Annotated in this window: 14 protein-coding genes and 1 riboswitch; of the genes, 4 read left to right on the forward strand and 10 right to left on the reverse strand. The window is 72.2% G+C overall.

What is annotated here, in order from left to right; genetic code table 11:
- Positions 1 to 278 precede the first annotated feature (278 nt).
- Positions 279 to 1,034, reverse strand: coding sequence for a hypothetical protein (locus ABZU52_RS22990; protein WP_354973047.1), 756 nt, complete (start codon positions 1,032 to 1,034; stop codon positions 279 to 281).
- Positions 1,031 to 1,582, reverse strand: coding sequence for an AAA family ATPase (locus tag ABZU52_RS22995; RefSeq protein ID WP_354973048.1), 552 nt, complete (start codon positions 1,580 to 1,582; stop codon positions 1,031 to 1,033). Before ABZU52_RS22995 ends, ABZU52_RS22990 begins: the two co-directional genes overlap by 4 nt.
- 60 nt (positions 1,583 to 1,642) lie before the next feature.
- Here ABZU52_RS22995 and ABZU52_RS23000 point away from each other — a divergent pair, with 60 nt between their 5' ends.
- Entirely contained in the window at positions 1,643 to 2,632 is a 990-nt protein-coding gene (locus tag ABZU52_RS23000; protein WP_354973049.1) for a tyrosine-type recombinase/integrase, read from the forward strand.
- Between the two features lie 6 nt (positions 2,633 to 2,638).
- On the opposite strand, the gene ABZU52_RS23005 is transcribed toward ABZU52_RS23000, so the two are convergent.
- The 3 genes from ABZU52_RS23005 to ABZU52_RS23015 all read right to left on the reverse strand — a co-directional run bounded on the left by ABZU52_RS23005 (position 2,639) and on the right by ABZU52_RS23015 (position 6,468).
- Positions 2,639 to 3,364 carry a fasciclin domain-containing protein gene (locus ABZU52_RS23005; protein WP_354973050.1) on the reverse strand — a complete coding sequence of 242 codons (726 nt, stop codon included), beginning with the start codon at positions 3,362 to 3,364 and terminating at the stop codon, positions 2,639 to 2,641.
- Between the two features lie 20 nt (positions 3,365 to 3,384).
- A complete protein-coding gene (locus tag ABZU52_RS23010; RefSeq protein ID WP_354973051.1) occupies positions 3,385 to 5,493 on the reverse strand; it encodes a M14 family zinc carboxypeptidase in 2,109 nt (702 codons plus the stop codon).
- 195 nt (positions 5,494 to 5,688) lie between these two features.
- On the reverse strand, positions 5,689 to 6,468 hold the full coding sequence (locus tag ABZU52_RS23015) for an endonuclease/exonuclease/phosphatase family protein (RefSeq protein ID WP_354973052.1): 780 nt from the start codon (positions 6,466 to 6,468) through the stop codon (positions 5,689 to 5,691).
- Positions 6,469 to 6,649: 181 nt separating this feature from the next.
- On the opposite strand from ABZU52_RS23015, the gene ABZU52_RS23020 reads away from it, so the two are divergent.
- Positions 6,650 to 7,420 carry a TSUP family transporter gene (locus tag ABZU52_RS23020; protein WP_354973053.1) on the forward strand — a complete coding sequence of 257 codons (771 nt, stop codon included), beginning with the start codon at positions 6,650 to 6,652 and terminating at the stop codon, positions 7,418 to 7,420.
- Between the two features lie 161 nt (positions 7,421 to 7,581).
- Here the strand turns inward: ABZU52_RS23020 and def are convergent, their stop codons facing one another.
- Both def and ABZU52_RS23030 read right to left on the reverse strand, forming a co-directional pair.
- Entirely contained in the window at positions 7,582 to 8,091 is a 510-nt protein-coding gene (def, locus tag ABZU52_RS23025; protein ID WP_354973054.1) for a peptide deformylase, read from the reverse strand.
- A 32-nt stretch (positions 8,092 to 8,123) separates the two neighbouring features.
- The gene (locus ABZU52_RS23030) at positions 8,124 to 9,392 is read right to left on the reverse strand and encodes a chorismate-binding protein (protein ID WP_354973058.1); all 1,269 of its coding nucleotides are present in this window, start codon (positions 9,390 to 9,392) and stop codon (positions 8,124 to 8,126) included.
- 96 nt (positions 9,393 to 9,488) lie between these two features.
- Here ABZU52_RS23030 and ABZU52_RS23035 point away from each other — a divergent pair, with 96 nt between their 5' ends.
- Complete coding sequence (locus tag ABZU52_RS23035) at positions 9,489 to 9,689, forward strand: DUF5999 family protein (RefSeq protein ID WP_007460326.1); 201 nt, start codon at positions 9,489 to 9,491, stop codon at positions 9,687 to 9,689.
- Positions 9,690 to 9,865: 176 nt separating this feature from the next.
- On the opposite strand, the gene gcvP is transcribed toward ABZU52_RS23035, so the two are convergent.
- From gcvP to ABZU52_RS23050, 3 genes are all read right to left on the reverse strand, one after another.
- A complete protein-coding gene (gene gcvP, locus ABZU52_RS23040; protein ID WP_354973055.1) occupies positions 9,866 to 12,688 on the reverse strand; it encodes an aminomethyl-transferring glycine dehydrogenase in 2,823 nt (940 codons plus the stop codon).
- 73 nt (positions 12,689 to 12,761) lie between these two features.
- A riboswitch (glycine riboswitch) is annotated at positions 12,762 to 12,860 on the reverse strand.
- Between the two features lie 75 nt (positions 12,861 to 12,935).
- A complete protein-coding gene (locus ABZU52_RS23045) occupies positions 12,936 to 13,778 on the reverse strand; it encodes an NAD-dependent protein deacetylase (protein ID WP_354973056.1) in 843 nt (280 codons plus the stop codon).
- A gap of 87 nt (positions 13,779 to 13,865) precedes the next feature.
- Positions 13,866 to 14,933 (reverse strand): MerR family transcriptional regulator, encoded by a 1,068-nt coding sequence (locus ABZU52_RS23050; RefSeq protein WP_354973059.1) that lies wholly within the window; start codon positions 14,931 to 14,933, stop codon positions 13,866 to 13,868.
- Between the two features lie 100 nt (positions 14,934 to 15,033).
- Between ABZU52_RS23050 and ABZU52_RS23055 the strand changes: the two genes are divergently transcribed.
- Positions 15,034 to 15,242, forward strand: a 209-nt coding sequence (locus ABZU52_RS23055; RefSeq protein WP_354973057.1) for an NAD(P)H-binding protein, incomplete at its 3' end; no start/stop codon positions are given.

Consider the following 15,242-nt stretch of genomic DNA (forward strand, 5'->3'; position numbering starts at 1 on the left):
ACCGCCGGTGTCACCACGGAGCCGGCCAGGCGCAGCAACGCCGTCTCGACCATCCCCACGCCGCGTCTCCTCCTGGTCTGCTGCGAGATCTGACTGGTGCGCGTGCAACAGCTCACGGAACGCCGACTCCAGGTGTCGAGACAGCGACCACTGATGAAGTTACGTTGTGCAGAGATTCATGACTGTCCACTGTCCAGCCGTTCTTGCGATTATTCGATAATGCACATTATGTAAAGTAGGACGTTCTGGCGGTCCCCTCACCGTCACGCCGACGGCGGTCAGTCGCGCGTCAGGCCGGGCGGACACGCGTCCTCGTCCGGCCTGACGCGGCGCGCGTTGACCAGCGGGTTGCCCCGCAGAGCGGCAAGCAACGCGCCGCTGGCGCCGATATCGGTCCAGGTGTCGTCCCACAGGGCGGAGACGAGCCAGGAGCGATCCGCCGGGAAGAACAGGTCGGGCAGCGCCCCGTCGCCGCGCAGGTGACCAGTTCGCCAGCTGAGGGCCTGTTCCGGCCCGGCCTCGACCAGGACGTACGGCCAACCCCAGTAGAGGGACACCCTCGGCGCCTGCGGGAAGACGACGTCGTGGGCGCCGGTGTCGAGGAAGCCCAGCCACCAGGGTTGATCCGGCGTGCACGCCACCAGCTCGTCGATCACCGCACGTTCGTGGGCGGCGAAACCAACCCCGGCGGGTGGGTGGAAGGTGCCGTACGCCTCGAACACCGGCGGGATCGCGGTGGTGACCGACAGACCCTGCGTGGTGTGCCCGGCGAGCCAGTCGACGTCGCTGACCGTGCCGATCCGCCAGCGCCGCCCGTCCTTGCTGACGTCCGTGGGTTCCGTCCGGAGCGTTGCGGCTCTTGAGTCGCGGACGACGGCGGTGGGCGATGCCCATGGAGACCACCCGGGTCGGTCGGTCGCCCGCCACCGGTGCCCCTCGGGACAGACCCAGCTCCTGGGATCGTCCGGATCTCGGTACACGGTGGGTCTGCCGGGTTGACCACACTCGGGGCAGGTGGCAACGGGCAACGTCATGTCGCGCACCATACGTGTTTCTCGATCTGGGCCACCCGTTTCCGCACCGGTCCGGCTGGCACCTCGACGAGCTGGTGCCCGTGCTCCTCGTACACCTCCTGGTGCAGGCGGGCGAAGGCCAGCGCGTCGGCGTAGCTGATCTGGCGCGCTGCGGTGTGTCGGATGAAGCCCAGCGGGCTGATCAGGAACACCAGGCGGTGGTAGGTGCGCTCGCGCATGATCCGGTCCACCTCGGCGGTCAGTGCCGGGCCGATCGGTCTGCCCAGGTGGCGGGCCAGTGCCAGGGTGCACAGCGGCGACCGGTCGTAGAACTGGACCGGCTCACGCGCGTCGGCTCCGACCTGCCGGTGGTGTTGCAGCGCGGCGACGGCGTCGAGGAAGTCGGGGCGGTGCCACGGCTCGGCGTACCCCTGTGTCTGCATGTCGGCGATGAGGTCGGTGGCGGCCTCTTGGACGGTGACGTGTCCCCTGTGGTGCAGCGCCTCGATCGTGGTTGTCTTGCCGGCGCCGGGCGCTCCCGTGAGGACGTATCGCCGGGGTTGTGGCATCTTCTCCCCCTTTCTCGGTCCCCCTTCCAGGGAACGCGAAAATGCTGCATAATATCCCTTATGCATGACAAACAGGACGAATCGCTCGGAGTGCTGATCGAGGAGTTCCTGACCGCGCGGGCCACCCGCAAGCCGTCCCCGCACACCCTGGCCGCGTACCGCAGAGATCTGCTCGCGGTCGCGGCCCTGGTCGGGGAGGCCCCTCCCCTCCCCCTGGACTCGCTGTCGATCACCGACCTCTCCCCCCGGGTGATGCGGGCGGCCTTCGCCCGGTTCGCCGCTCCCCGGGCGCCCGCGTCGGTGCATCGGGCCTGGTCCACCTGGAACAGCTTCTTCACGTTCCTGGTCGCGGACGGGTTCGTGGCGGGTAACCCGATGCCGGCGGTCGGGCGGCCTCGGGCGCTACTCCCCCAGCCGAAGCCGCTGCGCGGGGCGGACACCCCCGAGGTGCTGCTCGCCTCCGTCGCGCGTGACGACGGTCGGCAACGCGACCCGTGGCCGGAGCGGGACGTGGCGGTGCTGGCGGTGGCGCTGTGCGCCGGGCTGCGCCTGTCGGAGCTGCTGGCGTTGCGCGTCGACTCGCTCGGCGGTCGGCCCGGTGAGCGGCGGGTCGAGGTGGCGGGCAAGGGCGGACGGCCTCGGGTGGTGCCGATCGAGGCGGACCTGGACCGGGTGTTGCGGGACTACCTGGACAGTCGGGTGCGGCGCTTCGGTTCGCGGTCGGTACGCCCCGACTCCGCGTTTCTGGTCGATCGGCGTGGTGAGCCGTTGCGTCGTGGCGGCCTGCAGTATCTCGTCGAGTCGTGTTACCGGCGCGCGGGCATCGGTGACCGGGTGCCGCGTGGTGCGCGGCTGCACGCGCTGCGGCACACCTTCGCGACCCGGTTGGCGGAGGACGGTGCGAGCGCGGCGGAGATCATGCGGTTGTTGGGGCACGCGTCGTTGGCGTCGTCGCAGACGTACATCGAGGTGACGGCCGGGCAGCAGCGCGATGCGGTCCGCGCCAATCGGACCAACCGGGCGTTGGCGGGTCTGGTGCCGCCGGGGTGAGCGTGGTCAGTGGGCGCGGTGACCGGTGCCGTCGGCGGTGACGGGCAGTGGGCCGAGGACGGCGTTGATGATGTGGATGCGGGCGTTGGTGGCCTGGTAGTCGGCGCAGACCGTCTCCGCGCGGTCGGCGAGGCGGGCGGTGGGCCCGGTGCGGATGACGGTGACGGTGGAGCCGTCGAGGGTGGTGGCGGTGCCGGCGGTGGTGAGGTCGGCGATCGGGTGGGTTCCGGTGATGAGGTGGGCTTTCAGCAGGGTGCGAAGTTGGTCGGTGTGGTGGGTCATGAGGTCGTCCCAGTTGTCCTCGGAGAACGTGGCGGCGAACGCGTCGTCGGAGGGTGCCAGGACGGTGACGCCGGCGCCGGCGGGCAGGTCGGTGAGGACGCCGCTGGTGCGCACTGCCGCTTCGAAGGTGGTGAGGGTGGGGATCCAGCGCAGCGCCTCATCGACGGGTTGGCCGGCGAGGAAGCTCGGGTTGCCGGGGTCGGTGCCGGTGGGTAGGGCGGCGCAGAGTGGCCCGGTGACCTGGGGTGCGGTCGCTGGGGCGGCGTCCGTGCGGGGAGCTGCGGGGCTGCCCGTGCAGGCGGCGAGCAGCAGGGTCGGCAGGAGCAGGCCGAGTTGCAGCCGTCGGGGGTGTCGTGGCGGAGTGGCGGGGTGCGACACGGCGGCCTCCACGGGTGCGGGGTGGGTGCTGAGGTGCCGGCGGCACGGGCGTCGGGCCCGCGCCGCCGGCATGGTGGCTCGCTAGCTGTCGGTCACAGCGCCGCGCACTGGGCGGTGCGGGGGCCGTTGACGGTGTTGGCGACGCCGAGGTTGGTCGGTGCGGGGTTGTTGCCGGTGCAGCTGAGGGGGCCGCGGATGGTGGTGCCGGCGAGCACCGGTGCGTCGGTGCCGGTGGTGTTGCCGGACAGGTCGACCGGGCCGGCGATGGTGACGTCGATGATGGAAATGGCGTCGGTGGTGGTGGCGATGCGGACCGGGCCGTTGACGGTGCTGTCGGCGAGGAGGACGCCGGCGGCGCCGGTGGCGGTGAGCGGGCCGCTGATGGTCGTTGCGGTCGTGACGAGTGCCGCGCCGGCCCGGACGGTGACCGGGCCGTTGATGGTGGCGTCGTCGGCGCAGGTGAAGCCGGTGACGACCAGGGGTCCGTTGCGGCGGCCGGTGAGGGTGGGATAAACGCGTTCGCCGTCGGCGAGCTTCTCCACGCCCTTGGTGTCGAGGAGCAGCGGGATGAGGCCGCGTTCGGGCTGGTTGAGGGGGACGTAATGGTCGTCGCCGATGGTGATGACCTTCCAGCCGTGGGCGGCGATGCGCTGGGCGACGGTGGTGCCGACGCCACCGGGTCCGTCGGTGCGGGCGCCGTTGTACTGCGCGTCGGTGAGTTTGTAGGCGCAGGGCGGGTTGTCGAGGATCAGGTCGGCGGGCGGCGCGTCGAGTGGCGGTGGGCTGTCGCCGGGGTGGGGTGCGGGGTGGGCGGGGATGGGGCGGGAGCCGCGGAAGACGAGCCGGCCGGTGTTGGCGGCTTGGGATTCGATGGCCTCGGTGCGGGCCGTGAGGATGTCGGCGCGGTCACCGCGGTGGTAGTCGAGGAACTGCTGGAACGTCCACAGGGCGGAGTACGTCTTGCGGCGTCGGTTGTTGGCGGTGTTGCCCTCGTCGGGGCGGGTCTGGCCGCCGGAGCTGCGCAGTTCGAGCAGGGAGTTGGTGACGTTCTTGAGCCCGAGGGTGTTGCGCAGGATGGTTTCCTCGCTGAGGCCGACGTTGCCGCCGCCTTCGCAGCCGTAGGGGCAGGCCCACCAGCCGGCTTCGGCGCCCTTGGCGTACATGTGGCCTTCGATCATGTCCTGGGACTGGTCGAAGATGGGTTGGGCGACGTTCTGGTGCCGGGGTGGCAGCATCGGCAGGTCGCCGGCGCGGGAGTTGCCGAATTCGTGGCCGTCGTAGCCGGCAACGGGTCGGTAGTCGCGGACCATTGTGATGTACGCGGCGGTTTCGGGTTGCCGGATCAGGGAGTAGTCGCGGTTGAGGTCCTGGCCGGTGGAGTTGCCGCGGGTGTTGTTGGCGCGGCCGTCGCCGTTGATGGTGGGGACGATCAGGACGGTGGTGTGGCGCAGCAGGTCGGTGACGCGGGGGTCGGTGCTGAAGGCGAGTTGGCGGGCCATGATGAGGCAGGCTTCGCGGTCGCCGGGTTCGTTGCCGTGCACGTTGCAGTTGATGGCCACGGGTGCGGTGGCGGCGACGGCCGCGGGGGTGGCCGGTGGGGTGGGGTGGCCGATGACGAGCATGTTGATGGGTCGGTTCTGCACGGTGCGGCCGAGTTCGACGACGCGTACCCGGTCGCTGAGGGCGTCGATGGCGGCGGTGTAGGCGTACTCGTCGGTGTCGCTGGTGTACTGCGCGGCGTGGGTGGTTTCCCACTGGGTGCGCAGGCTCTCGCCGGGGGTGGTGGGGTTGCCCCAGGGGGCGGTGGTGGTGGCGGTGACCGGTTCGGAGTAGGGCTGTTCGGTGCTGCCGGTGCGGGCGCGTACCCGCCATTGGAAGGTGTCGCCGGGGTGGTAGCCGGCGTCGGCGAAGGTGGGTGCCTGTTGGTTGATCTGGCGGTTGGGTCGCCAGATGCCGACGATGGTGGGTGCGCCGGTGGGGTTGTTGTCGGCGTCGACGGGGGTGCGTTCGATCTGGTAGTCGGTGGCGCCGTCGACGGGTTGCCAGGCGAGGGTGGTGTAGCCGTCGGCCTGGTGGGCGGTGAGGGCGCTGACCTGGTCGGGTGGCGCAGCACGGTGGGCGTTGGCGGGGGTGGGCGCGGTGGTGAGGGTGACGGCGATGAGGGTTGACACGGCGAGGAGGGTGGGTCGCTGACGTCTCATGTGGCCTCCGACGAGGTGATCGTGGCGCGTGTCGACCAGCATGATCGTCGAAGTTCGTCGATGCAATGATCTTGAGGGAATCTTGCGGTCCGCTCCCCCGCCGGCCGTTGATCGACTCGGTCGTCAGGAAGGCGCGGTGTCCGGGGCACGGGATGCCCCGGCTTTCAGGAAGCCGGGTCGACCGTGGGGACGGTGTCAGCCGAGGTCGACCAGCAGGGGGCGGTGGTCGGAGATGGTGGACGGTGGCGCGGTGACGGCGCGTACCGGCGGGAGGGCGGCGAGGGCGTGCCGGTCGGCGAGGATGTGATCGAGTTGGACGCGGGGCTGCCCGGAGGGGTAGGTGGGGCGTCGGCCCAGGGGGTGCCAGCCGGAGATGAGCCGGGCCGCGCCGGCGGGCAGGTTGAGGTCGCCGAGCAGGACGCGGGGGGCCGGTAGCGCGCGCAGGGCGCGGACGGTCTGGCGGAGTTGGCGGGCGTTCCAGCCGGGTACGAAGGACAGGTGGGTCGCGGCGACGGTGAGCGGGCCGTGAGGGGTGTCCAGGACGGCGGCGAGGACCACGCGGGGTTCGTCGTGCAGCAGGATGAGGCCGCTGCGGGGGCCGGGCACGTAGACCGGTGAGCGTACCGGTGCCGGTTTGAGTCGGGTGACCTGCCAGCTGCGTACGGGGTATCGGCTGATCAGCCCGACGCCGTAGCAGGGTTCGCCGTGGCCGTCGTCGTCGTGGCGCAGCGGGCGGAACTGTTCGCCGGGGGTGCCGACGACGGCGGCGGCGAAGCGATGATGCGGTGCGTCGAGGGCGCGGGCGGCGATGGCGGTGAGGTCGAGGTTGCCGCTGCGGCGTTGGTCGCGGTCGACCTCCTGCAGGGCGAGGACGTCGGCGTCGAGGGCGTCGATGGCGGCGGCGAGTCGGTCGGAGTCGACGAGCCCGTCGGTGAGGGACCGTCCGTGCAGCAGGTTGAAGGTGGCCAGGCGCACTCCTGCACCTTACGTCCCCGTGGCATGGTTGCCGGGTGGTCAAGGTGTTGCTCTGCTCGGTGCTGGTGTTCGTGGCGGTTGGGGCGTTGGGGGTGTGGTTGCGGCGTACCCGGGGTCGTTGAGGTGAGGCTGGCCACTTCGGGGCTGGTCAGGCGCGTACCGGTGGGGAGAATGGCGGCCCGTGGACGCCGTATCGCTGAGTACTCTGCTGGCCGCCGCGGCGATGGCCGGGTGGGTCGATGCCGTGGTCGGTGGTGGCGGGTTGTTGCTGCTGCCGGCGTTGCTGGTGGCCGCCCCGGGGTTACCGGTGGCCACCGCGCTGGGCACGAACAAGTTGGCCGCGATCTTCGGTACGGCCACGGCGGCGGCGACGTACGCCCGGCGGACGAAGGTCGACTGGCGGGTGGTGGCGCCGGCGGCGGGCTTGGCGGTGCTCAGCGCGGGTGTGGGCGCGGCGCTCGCCGGGGCGGTGCCGGCGTCGGCGTACCGGCCGGTGGTGCTGGTCGTGTTGGTGGCGGTGGCGGTGTTCGTGCTGCTGCGTCCCCGGCTGGGGGTGGTGGCGGTGCCGGCGAGGCGGACTCCGCTGCGGGTGGCGGCGGCGATCGCGGTGGCCGGGGTGGGCATCGCCCTGTACGACGGGTTGATCGGCCCGGGCACCGGCACGTTCCTGGTGTTGGCGTTCACCGCCCTCGTCGGCGCGGACTTCGTGCACGGCTCGGCGATGGCGAAGGTGGTGAACGCGGGGACGAACCTGGGCGCGCTCGTGGTGTTCGGGGTGACCGGGCATGTGTGGTGGCTGCTGGGCGCGGGAATGGCGGTGTGCAACATCGCCGGCGCGGTGCTGGGGGCGCGGATGGCGTTGCGCCGCGGCTCCGGTTTCGTGCGGGTGGTGTTGCTGGTGGTGGTGGTCGCGTTGGTCGCGAAGCTGGGCCACGACCAGTGGGTGGCCTAGGGCGTGTGTCAAAGCCCCTGGCCGGCCTGCGGCGGGCCCAGACGACGGCCGGCGGCGTTGGAGATGGGCTCGGATACAACACCGGTATCCGAGCCCATCTCCGCCTTGCCGAACCGCCGCCTGGACTCCGCCTCGGCTCGACCGAGGACTTGACACACGCCCTAGCGGCGGCGGCTAGGTGAGTCGAAGCGACCGGCGCGGATCTCGCGCAGGGCGCGGCGGCGGGTGTCGCCGCGCAGGGTGTCGACATAGAGCCGGCCGGCCAGGTGGTCGGTCTCGTGTTGCAGGGCGCGGGCCAGGAACCCGCTGCCGGCGATGGTCAACGGCTCGCCGTGCTGGTCGACGCCGTGGGCGGTGGCGTGCAGGGCCCGTACGGTCGGGAAGTACAGCCCGGGGATGGACAGGCAGCCCTCCTCGTCGTCCTGGAGCTCGTCGGACAGCTCCAGGGTGGGGTTGATGAGGTGGCCGCGGTGCCCGTCGGCGTCGTAGACGAACACCTGGGCGCTCACGCCGATCTGTGGTGCGGCGACGCCGGCGCGGCCGGGGGCGCCGAGCAGGGTGTCCATCAGGTCGGTGACGAGGGCGCGCAGCTCGGCGTCGAAGGTGGTGACCGGTTCGCATCCGGTGCGCAGGACGGGGTCGCCGATGATCCGGATGGGCCGCATGGTCATGAGGGTCAGCGTATCGCCGTGCGGTGCCGGGGTCAGCGCCCGGCCAGGGTGGCGCGGATCGGGGTGGTCTTCGCGGCGGCCTCGGCGACTTCGGCGTCCGCGTCGCTGTCCCAGGTGATGCCGCCGCCGGCCCAGGTGTGCAGCCGCTGGCCGTCGGCGGCGGCGGTGCGGATGGTCAGGCCGAGGTCGACGTGGCCCGGGGCGACCCAGCCCAGCGCGCCCATGCTGGCGCCCCGACCGACGGGTTCGAGGGTGTTGATCTGGGTCAGGGCGGCGAGTTTCGGGGCGCCGGTGACGGAGCCGCCGGGGCAGGTGGCGCGGAGCAGGTCGGCGAGGCCGAGGCCGTCGGCGGCGGCGGCGCGGACTGTCGATTCGGCCTGCCACAGATCGCACCAGCGGCGGACGGCGAACAGGTCGTCGACGGTGACGGTGCCGGTGCGGGCGATGCGGGCGAGGTCGTTGCGTTCCAGGTCGACGATCATGATGTGTTCGGCGCGTTCCTTCGCGCTGGCGAGCAGTTCGGCGCGGCCGGTGGCGGTGGCGGGTCGGGTGCCCTTGATCGGTCGGGTGATCACCTGCCCGTCGGTGACCTCGACGAGGGTTTCCGGGGAGGCGCAGCCGATGGCCCAGCCGTCGCCGGTGAGGACGCCGCCGTAGCGGGCGCCGGGGAGCGCGCCGAGGCGGCTCAGGGCGGGCAGCGGGTCGCCGGTGTACGGGGCGGCGGCGTGGCCGACGAGGTTGCTCTGGTAGACGTCGCCGCGGCCGATGGCGGCGCGGACCGCGTCGACGGCGGCGGCGTGCTGGCGGGGGGTCCAGCTCTCGGTCCACTCGCCGAGCCACCACTGTGGCGGTGGGCCGGGCCGGGTGGCCCGGGTGGGACCGTGTTCGTAGACGACGACGGCGAGGTCGGGCAGGGTCGGCGCGGGTTCGGGCGCTCCGGTGGGGGCGCCGGCCAGCAGCGCCCCGGCGGCGGCGGACAGGTACAGCGCCGCCCCGCAGGCCCCGGTGCCGTGCCGGCCCGGGGCGGGTCGGGTCAGGTCGTGCAGGGGCAGGCCGTGCGCGGCGAGGAACTCCTCGGCGAGGGCCGCGGGATCACCGCCGTCGCCGCGTGACCAGTGCAGGCGGGCGCGTTCGGTCAGCGCGCCCCGGCACGCGGCCGGCGCGCCGGGAACATTGACCACGGCCGGGCCGCGGTCCGCGGCCATTACAGCCGGGCCGCCCTCGGCGCACACCCTTGGGAGCGTTTCCACGCCGTACGGTCCAACCTTCCTCATCCGTTCAGTGGATTTCCCGGGCGGCAGGCGGGCACCTGGTCGATGGTGGACACCTTCGCTTGGTACTGTGCGTCACTGGTCATGTGAACCATGACACAGTGCCCCCACAGTCCGGAGAACCCGATGTGCCAGCACCAACCGACCTGTCCCTCCGCTGAAGCCACCGACCGGGAAGCCGCGCGGGTCCTCGCCTGCTTCCGTGAGCAGGGCTGGAGCCTGCTCTGCAACGGTGTCATCGTCTTCGAGGACACCGGCGAGTTGCTCCCCGACGGCAGCAGCATCGCACCGCACCGCGGCCCCGCCCGCCACGCCCTGGTGGCCTAACCAATCACGCAGCGTCACCGAATAGCCGCCGTCGACCCAGGCTAGTCCCCCGGTAAGGGACGTCCCCGCCCAGGTCGCAGCGGCTGCCGGGGCAGGCCGTACCGCCCGCCCCGGCGCGCCGTCATCAGTCCTTCACCGCCTCCGGCGTCGTCAGTCGTTTGACGCCTCCGGCGTGGTCAGTCCTCGAACGCCTCCGGCGACGGGCACGAGCAGACCAGGTTCCGGTCGCCGTACGCGCCGTCGATGCGCCGCACCGGCGGCCAGTACTTTCCGGCCCGGTCCACCCCGCCCGGGTACGCGCCCACCGACCGCGGGTACGCGTGCGACCACTCGTCACCACTGACCATCGCCGCGGTGTGCGGCGCGTTGGCCAGGGGGTTGTCCCCCGCCGGCCACTGCCCCGAGCCGACCTTGTCGATCTCCGCGCGGATCGCGATCATCGCGTCGCAGAACCGGTCCAGCTCGGCCAGGTCCTCGCTCTCGGTCGGCTCCACCATGAGCGTCCCGGCGACGGGGAACGACATCGTGGGCGCGTGGAAGCCGTAGTCGATCAGCCGCTTCGCCACGTCGTCGACGCTCACCCCGGTCGCCTTCGTCAACGGCCGCAGGTCCAGGATGCACTCGTGCGCCACCAGGCCCTTGTTGCCGGCGTACAGCACCGGGAAGTGCCCGCGCAGCCGCGCCGCCACGTAGTTCGCGGCGAGGACCGCCACCCCGGTCGCCCGGGTCAGCCCCTCGGCGCCCATCATCCGCAGGTACGCCCACGGGATCGGCAGGATGCCCGCCGACCCGTACTTCGCCGCCGAGATCGCCGGGGTGGCGTCGGCGTGCGCGCCCAGCGGGTCGCCGGGCAGGAACGGCGCCAGGTGCGCGCGCACCGCCACCGGGCCCACACCGGGCCCACCGCCGCCGTGCGGGATGCAGAACGTTTTGTGCAGGTTCAGGTGCGACACGTCCGCGCCGAACTTGCCGGGCTTGGCGAACCCGACCAGGGCGTTGAGGTTCGCCCCGTCGACGTACACCTGCCCGCCGGCGTCGTGGACCTTCGCGCACAGCGACGCGATGCCCGTCTCGTACACGCCGTGCGTCGACGGGTACGTCACCATGATCGCGGCGAGCGCGTCCTTGTGCTTGTCGATCTTCGCGTCCAGGTCGACGAGGTCGACGTTGCCGTCGTCGTCGCAGGCCACCACCACGACGCGCATGCCGGCCATCACCGCCGACGCCGCGTTGGTGCCGTGCGCCGACGACGGGATCAGGCACACGTCGCGGTGCGTCTCGCCCCGCGACGCGTGGTACGAGCGGATCGCCAGCAACCCGGCCAGCTCACCCTGCGAACCGGCGTTGGGCTGCACGCTCACCGCGTCGTAGCCGGTCACCTCGGCCAGCCACGACTCCAGCTGACCGATCATCTCCCGGTACCCGACGGTCTGCGTGTCCGGCGCGAACGGGTGGATGTTGGCGAACTCCGCCCAGCTGACCGGCTCCATCTCGGTGGTCGCGTTCAGCTTCATCGTGCACGACCCCAGCGGGATCATGCCCCGGTCCAGGGCGTAGTCGAAGTCCGACAGCCGCCGCAGGTAGCGCAGCATCGCCGTCTCCGAGTGGTGGCTGCGGAACACCGGGTGGGTGAGGAAGTCACTGCCGCGGGTCAGGTCGACCGGCAGGGCCCCGTCGCCGTCGCCGTCGAACGGGGGCACCTCGAACGCCGCCCACACCTGCGTCAGGTGCGCGAGGGTGGTCGTCTCGTCGCAGGACACTCCCACCCGGTCGGCGTCGACCAGCCGCAGGTTCACCCCCCGCTGCGCGGCGGCCGCGACGACCCGCGCCGCGCCGCCGGGCACGCTCGCGGTGACGGTGTCGAAGAACGCGACGTCCGCGACCTGCACGCCACCGGCGCGCAACCCGGCCGCGAGCTGCGCCGCCATCGCATGGGTACGCGTCGCGATGTCCCGCAGCCCGTCCGGGCCGTGGTAGACGGCGTACATGCCGGCCATCACCGCGAGCAGCACCTGCGCGGTGCAGATGTTGCTGGTCGCCTTCTCCCGCCGGATGTGCTGCTCACGGGTCTGCAACGCCAACCGGTACGCCGGGTTGCCGTCCGCGTCGCGCGACACCCCGACCAGACGCCCGGGCAGCATCCGCTCCAGGCCCGAACGGACCGCCAGGTAACCGGCGTGCGGCCCACCGAAGCCCATCGGTACGCCGAAACGCTGGGTGGTGCCGGCGGCGATGTCCGCGCCGATCTCCCCCGGTGCGCGCAGCAGCGTCAACGCCAGCAGGTCCGCCGCGACGGTCACCAGGGCGCCGACGGCGTGCGCCGCCTCGACCAGGCCGGCGTGGTCACGGACCGCCCCGGACGCGCCCGGGTACTGCAGGTGCAGGCCGAAGAACTCCGCCGGCAACTCGTCGCGCTCGACGTCGAGGACCCGCACGTCGATGCCGAGCGGCTCGGCCCGGCTGGTGATCACCGCGATGGTCTGCGGCAACGCGTCGGCGTCGACGACGTACACCCGGCTCTTGCTCTTGGAGGCCCGCCGCGCCAGGGTCATCGCCTCCGCCGCCGCGGTGCCCTCGTCGAGCATGGAGGCGTTCGCGGTGGCCAGGCCGGTCAGGTCGGTGACCATGGTCTGGAAGTTCAGCAGCGCCTCCAGGCGGCCCTGACTGATCTCCGGCTGGTACGGCGTGTACGCCGTGTACCAGGCCGGGTCCTCGAGCACGTTGCGGCGGATCACCGCCGGGGTGTGCGTGCCGTGATACCCCAACCCGATCATGGAGACGGCGACGGTGTTGCGGGCCGCGAGGGCCCGCAGCTCGGCGATCGTCTCGGCCTCGGTGGCCGGGTCGGGCAGGTCGAGGGTGCCGTGCCAGCGGATCACCTCGGGGATCGCGGCGTCCATCAGCTCGTCGATCGAGTCGTGCCCGACGACCTCCAGCATCCGACGCTCGTCGTCGGGGCCGGGACCGATGTGACGGGTGGCGAACTGCTCTACGGTCATAGGAGGCACTCCCGGGGCGAGGTCGACGGGTCGGCCTCCCCCTCTGTCGCACCCACAGGGGCACTCCACAGTGCCTGCCCACGAGGTCCTTTTGCCTGAGAGGTTCCGGGGAGGATTTGCCCCTTCGGCGCCGCCCTGCGTGCTGTCGGGCGGTCTCTCCCACGTGGGTGTTACCGGCGTGCTCAACGCTACCAGCGTTGGTGTTCCCAGCGGATGTCCTACCCCCGCCGCCGGCCGGGGCGCGCTGTCACACCCCGAGCGGCGTCCCGGCGCCGACCCGCGCGGCCACCTGCGGCAACACCACACCCAACGGCGCGTCGACGCACACGGTGGCGTGACCGTCACCACGGGTCGGCCCCTGGTTGACGATGGCGACCGGGATGCCCCGTTTCGCGGCCCGAATCACGAACCGGCGCCCCGACATCACCGTCAACGACGACCCCAGCACCAGCACCGACCGGGCCTGCTCCACGGCCGCGAAACACCGTGTCACCCGCTGCGGCGGCACCGTCTCACCGAAGAACACCACGTCCGGTTTCACCATCCCGGTGCCGCAGATCCCGCAGTCCACCGGCCGGAACGCCGCCACCTGCTCGTCCGGGAGATCAACATCACCGTCCGGGTTGACCCCGGCGACGCGGGCCACGAAGTCCGGGTTCGCCTCGCGCAGCCGCCGGTCCAGCTCCTCCCGGGAGGTCAGGTTGCCGCAGTCCAGGCAGGTCACCTCATCCAGACGACCGTGCAACTCGATCACCGAGGTGCTGCCGGCCGCACCGTGCAGACCGTCGACGTTCTGGGTGATCACGGTGTCGACCAGACCGGCGCGTTGCAGCTCGGCCACCGCCCGGTGCCCGGCGTTGGGCGCCGCGCCCCCGATCAACCGCCACCCCAGGTGACTACGCGCCCAGTAACGCCGCCGAGCGAGGGGATCCCGGGTGAACGCCTGGAAGGTCATCGGCGTGTGCCGTCGCGCCACCCCGCTGGGCCCCCGGTAGTCCGGAATCCCCGACTCGGTGGACAGGCCGGCGCCGCTGAGCACCACCACCCCACCACCGGCCACCAGCGAGGTCAACGCGTCGAGGCTCTCCATCACCTCTCCATGCTGCCTCAACCCGTCCGCTGACGCCGAACCCGCGCCAGGTGGGGTCGCCCACCCGGCGCGGGTCGCCGGTGACGGCTACACCGCGACGACGTCGGCGACGACGCAGGCGACGTTGTCCGGCGCCCCCTCGGCCCGCGCCAGACCGATCAACTCCCGCACCGTGTCCTCGGGATCCGCGGCCGCGGCCACCGCCGACCGCAGCTCGGCCCGGTCGACGACCGCGGACAGCCCGTCGGAACACAGCAGGTACCGGTCCCCGGGCAGCGCGGTACGCAGCGCGAGATCCGCCTCGACCTGCCGGCCGCCGCCGAGGGCGCGCACCAGCACCGCACGCTGCGGATGCGTCGCGGCCTGGCCCCGGTCGAGCCTGCCCAGGTCGACCTGCGCCTGCACCCAGGTGTGATCCTGGGTGAGCAGCGACAGCTCGCCGCCGCGCAGCAGGTAGGCCCGGGTGTCACCGACGTGCACCAGCGCCACCCGGGAACCGCTGAACAGCAGCGCGGTCAGCGTGGTGACCGGCTGGTCGGCGTCGGTCGCCACGCCGTGCACGGCCCGGTCGGCGTCGCTCACCGCACCGGCCAACCTCGTCAACAGGTCGGCGGCCGGCACGTCGGTGAACGCCAACCGCTTCAGGGCGTCGACGGCGGCCGCGCTGGCGGCCGCCCCGCCGGGCCCCCGCATACCATCGGCCACCGCCAGCAACCGCTCGCTGGCGTACGCGGTGTCCTCGTTGCTGTCGCGCACCAGCCCGGTGTCACAACCGGCGGCGCAGCGGACGGCAACTGTGGAATCCGGGTCAGACATGGTGGTGCCCCCTTCAGACAGGTGGTCCACGAGGAGGGTGGCGAGCCGGGCGCGAACCGCGGTGTCAGCGCTGACCTGCCGCCAGTACGCGGTGATCGCCTCCGCCGCCGCGGCGGGTTCCAGGCCACACACCACCCGGATCGTCGCCAACGGCATGCCGAGCCGACGCAACTGGGCGACCAGCCGAGCCACCGGCAGCTGGGCCGGGTCGTAGAGCCGGTAGCCGGACTCCGGATCGACAGCGGTCGGCGCCAGCAACCCCACCTGGTCGTACAGGCGTAACGCCTTCGGCGTCAGCCTCGCCGCCCGGGCGAACGCCCCGATGGTCATCAGCCCCACGTCGACATCCTCCTCGTACCGGTCCCGGCGACCGACGCCCACCAGGCTCGGGGTTACCCGAAGGTCAAGGTCAAGCCGATGCCGCCGGTAGGTTGGGCGCATGCGCGTCGTCATCGCCGGAGGCCACGGCAAGACCGCCCTACTGCTGGAACGTCACCTCGCCGGGCGCGGCGACACCGCCGTCGGCCTCATCCGCAACCCCGAGCAGGCCGCGACGCTCCGCGCCGCCGGCACCACCCCCGTCGTCTGCGACCTGGAACACACCCCGGTCGGGCAGCTGGCCGCGCACCTCGACGGCGCCGACGCGGT

The organism is Micromonospora sp. NPDC005220 (genome assembly GCF_040607895.1).
Classification (GTDB): Bacteria; Actinomycetota; Actinomycetes; order Mycobacteriales; family Micromonosporaceae; genus Micromonospora.

Bases quoted from the DNA above. Each gene is read 5' to 3' on its own strand.
- ABZU52_RS23010 (WP_354973051.1), bottom strand. From the start codon at position 5,493: ATGAGACGTCAGCGACCCACCCTCCTCGCCGTGTCAACCCTCATCGCC.
- ABZU52_RS23005 (WP_354973050.1), bottom strand. From the start codon at position 3,364: ATGCCGGCGGCGCGGGCCCGACGCCCGTGCCGCCGGCACCTCAGCACC.
- ABZU52_RS23000 (WP_354973049.1), top strand. From the start codon at position 1,643: ATGCATGACAAACAGGACGAATCGCTCGGAGTGCTGATCGAGGAGTTC.
- gcvP (WP_354973055.1), bottom strand. From the start codon at position 12,688: ATGACCGTAGAGCAGTTCGCCACCCGTCACATCGGTCCCGGCCCCGAC.
- ABZU52_RS22990 (WP_354973047.1), bottom strand. From the start codon at position 1,034: ATGACGTTGCCCGTTGCCACCTGCCCCGAGTGTGGTCAACCCGGCAGA.
- ABZU52_RS22995 (WP_354973048.1), bottom strand. From the start codon at position 1,582: ATGCCACAACCCCGGCGATACGTCCTCACGGGAGCGCCCGGCGCCGGC.
- def (WP_354973054.1), bottom strand. From the start codon at position 8,091: ATGACCATGCGGCCCATCCGGATCATCGGCGACCCCGTCCTGCGCACC.
- ABZU52_RS23045 (WP_354973056.1), bottom strand. From the start codon at position 13,778: ATGGAGAGCCTCGACGCGTTGACCTCGCTGGTGGCCGGTGGTGGGGTG.
- ABZU52_RS23035 (WP_007460326.1), top strand. From the start codon at position 9,489: ATGTGCCAGCACCAACCGACCTGTCCCTCCGCTGAAGCCACCGACCGG.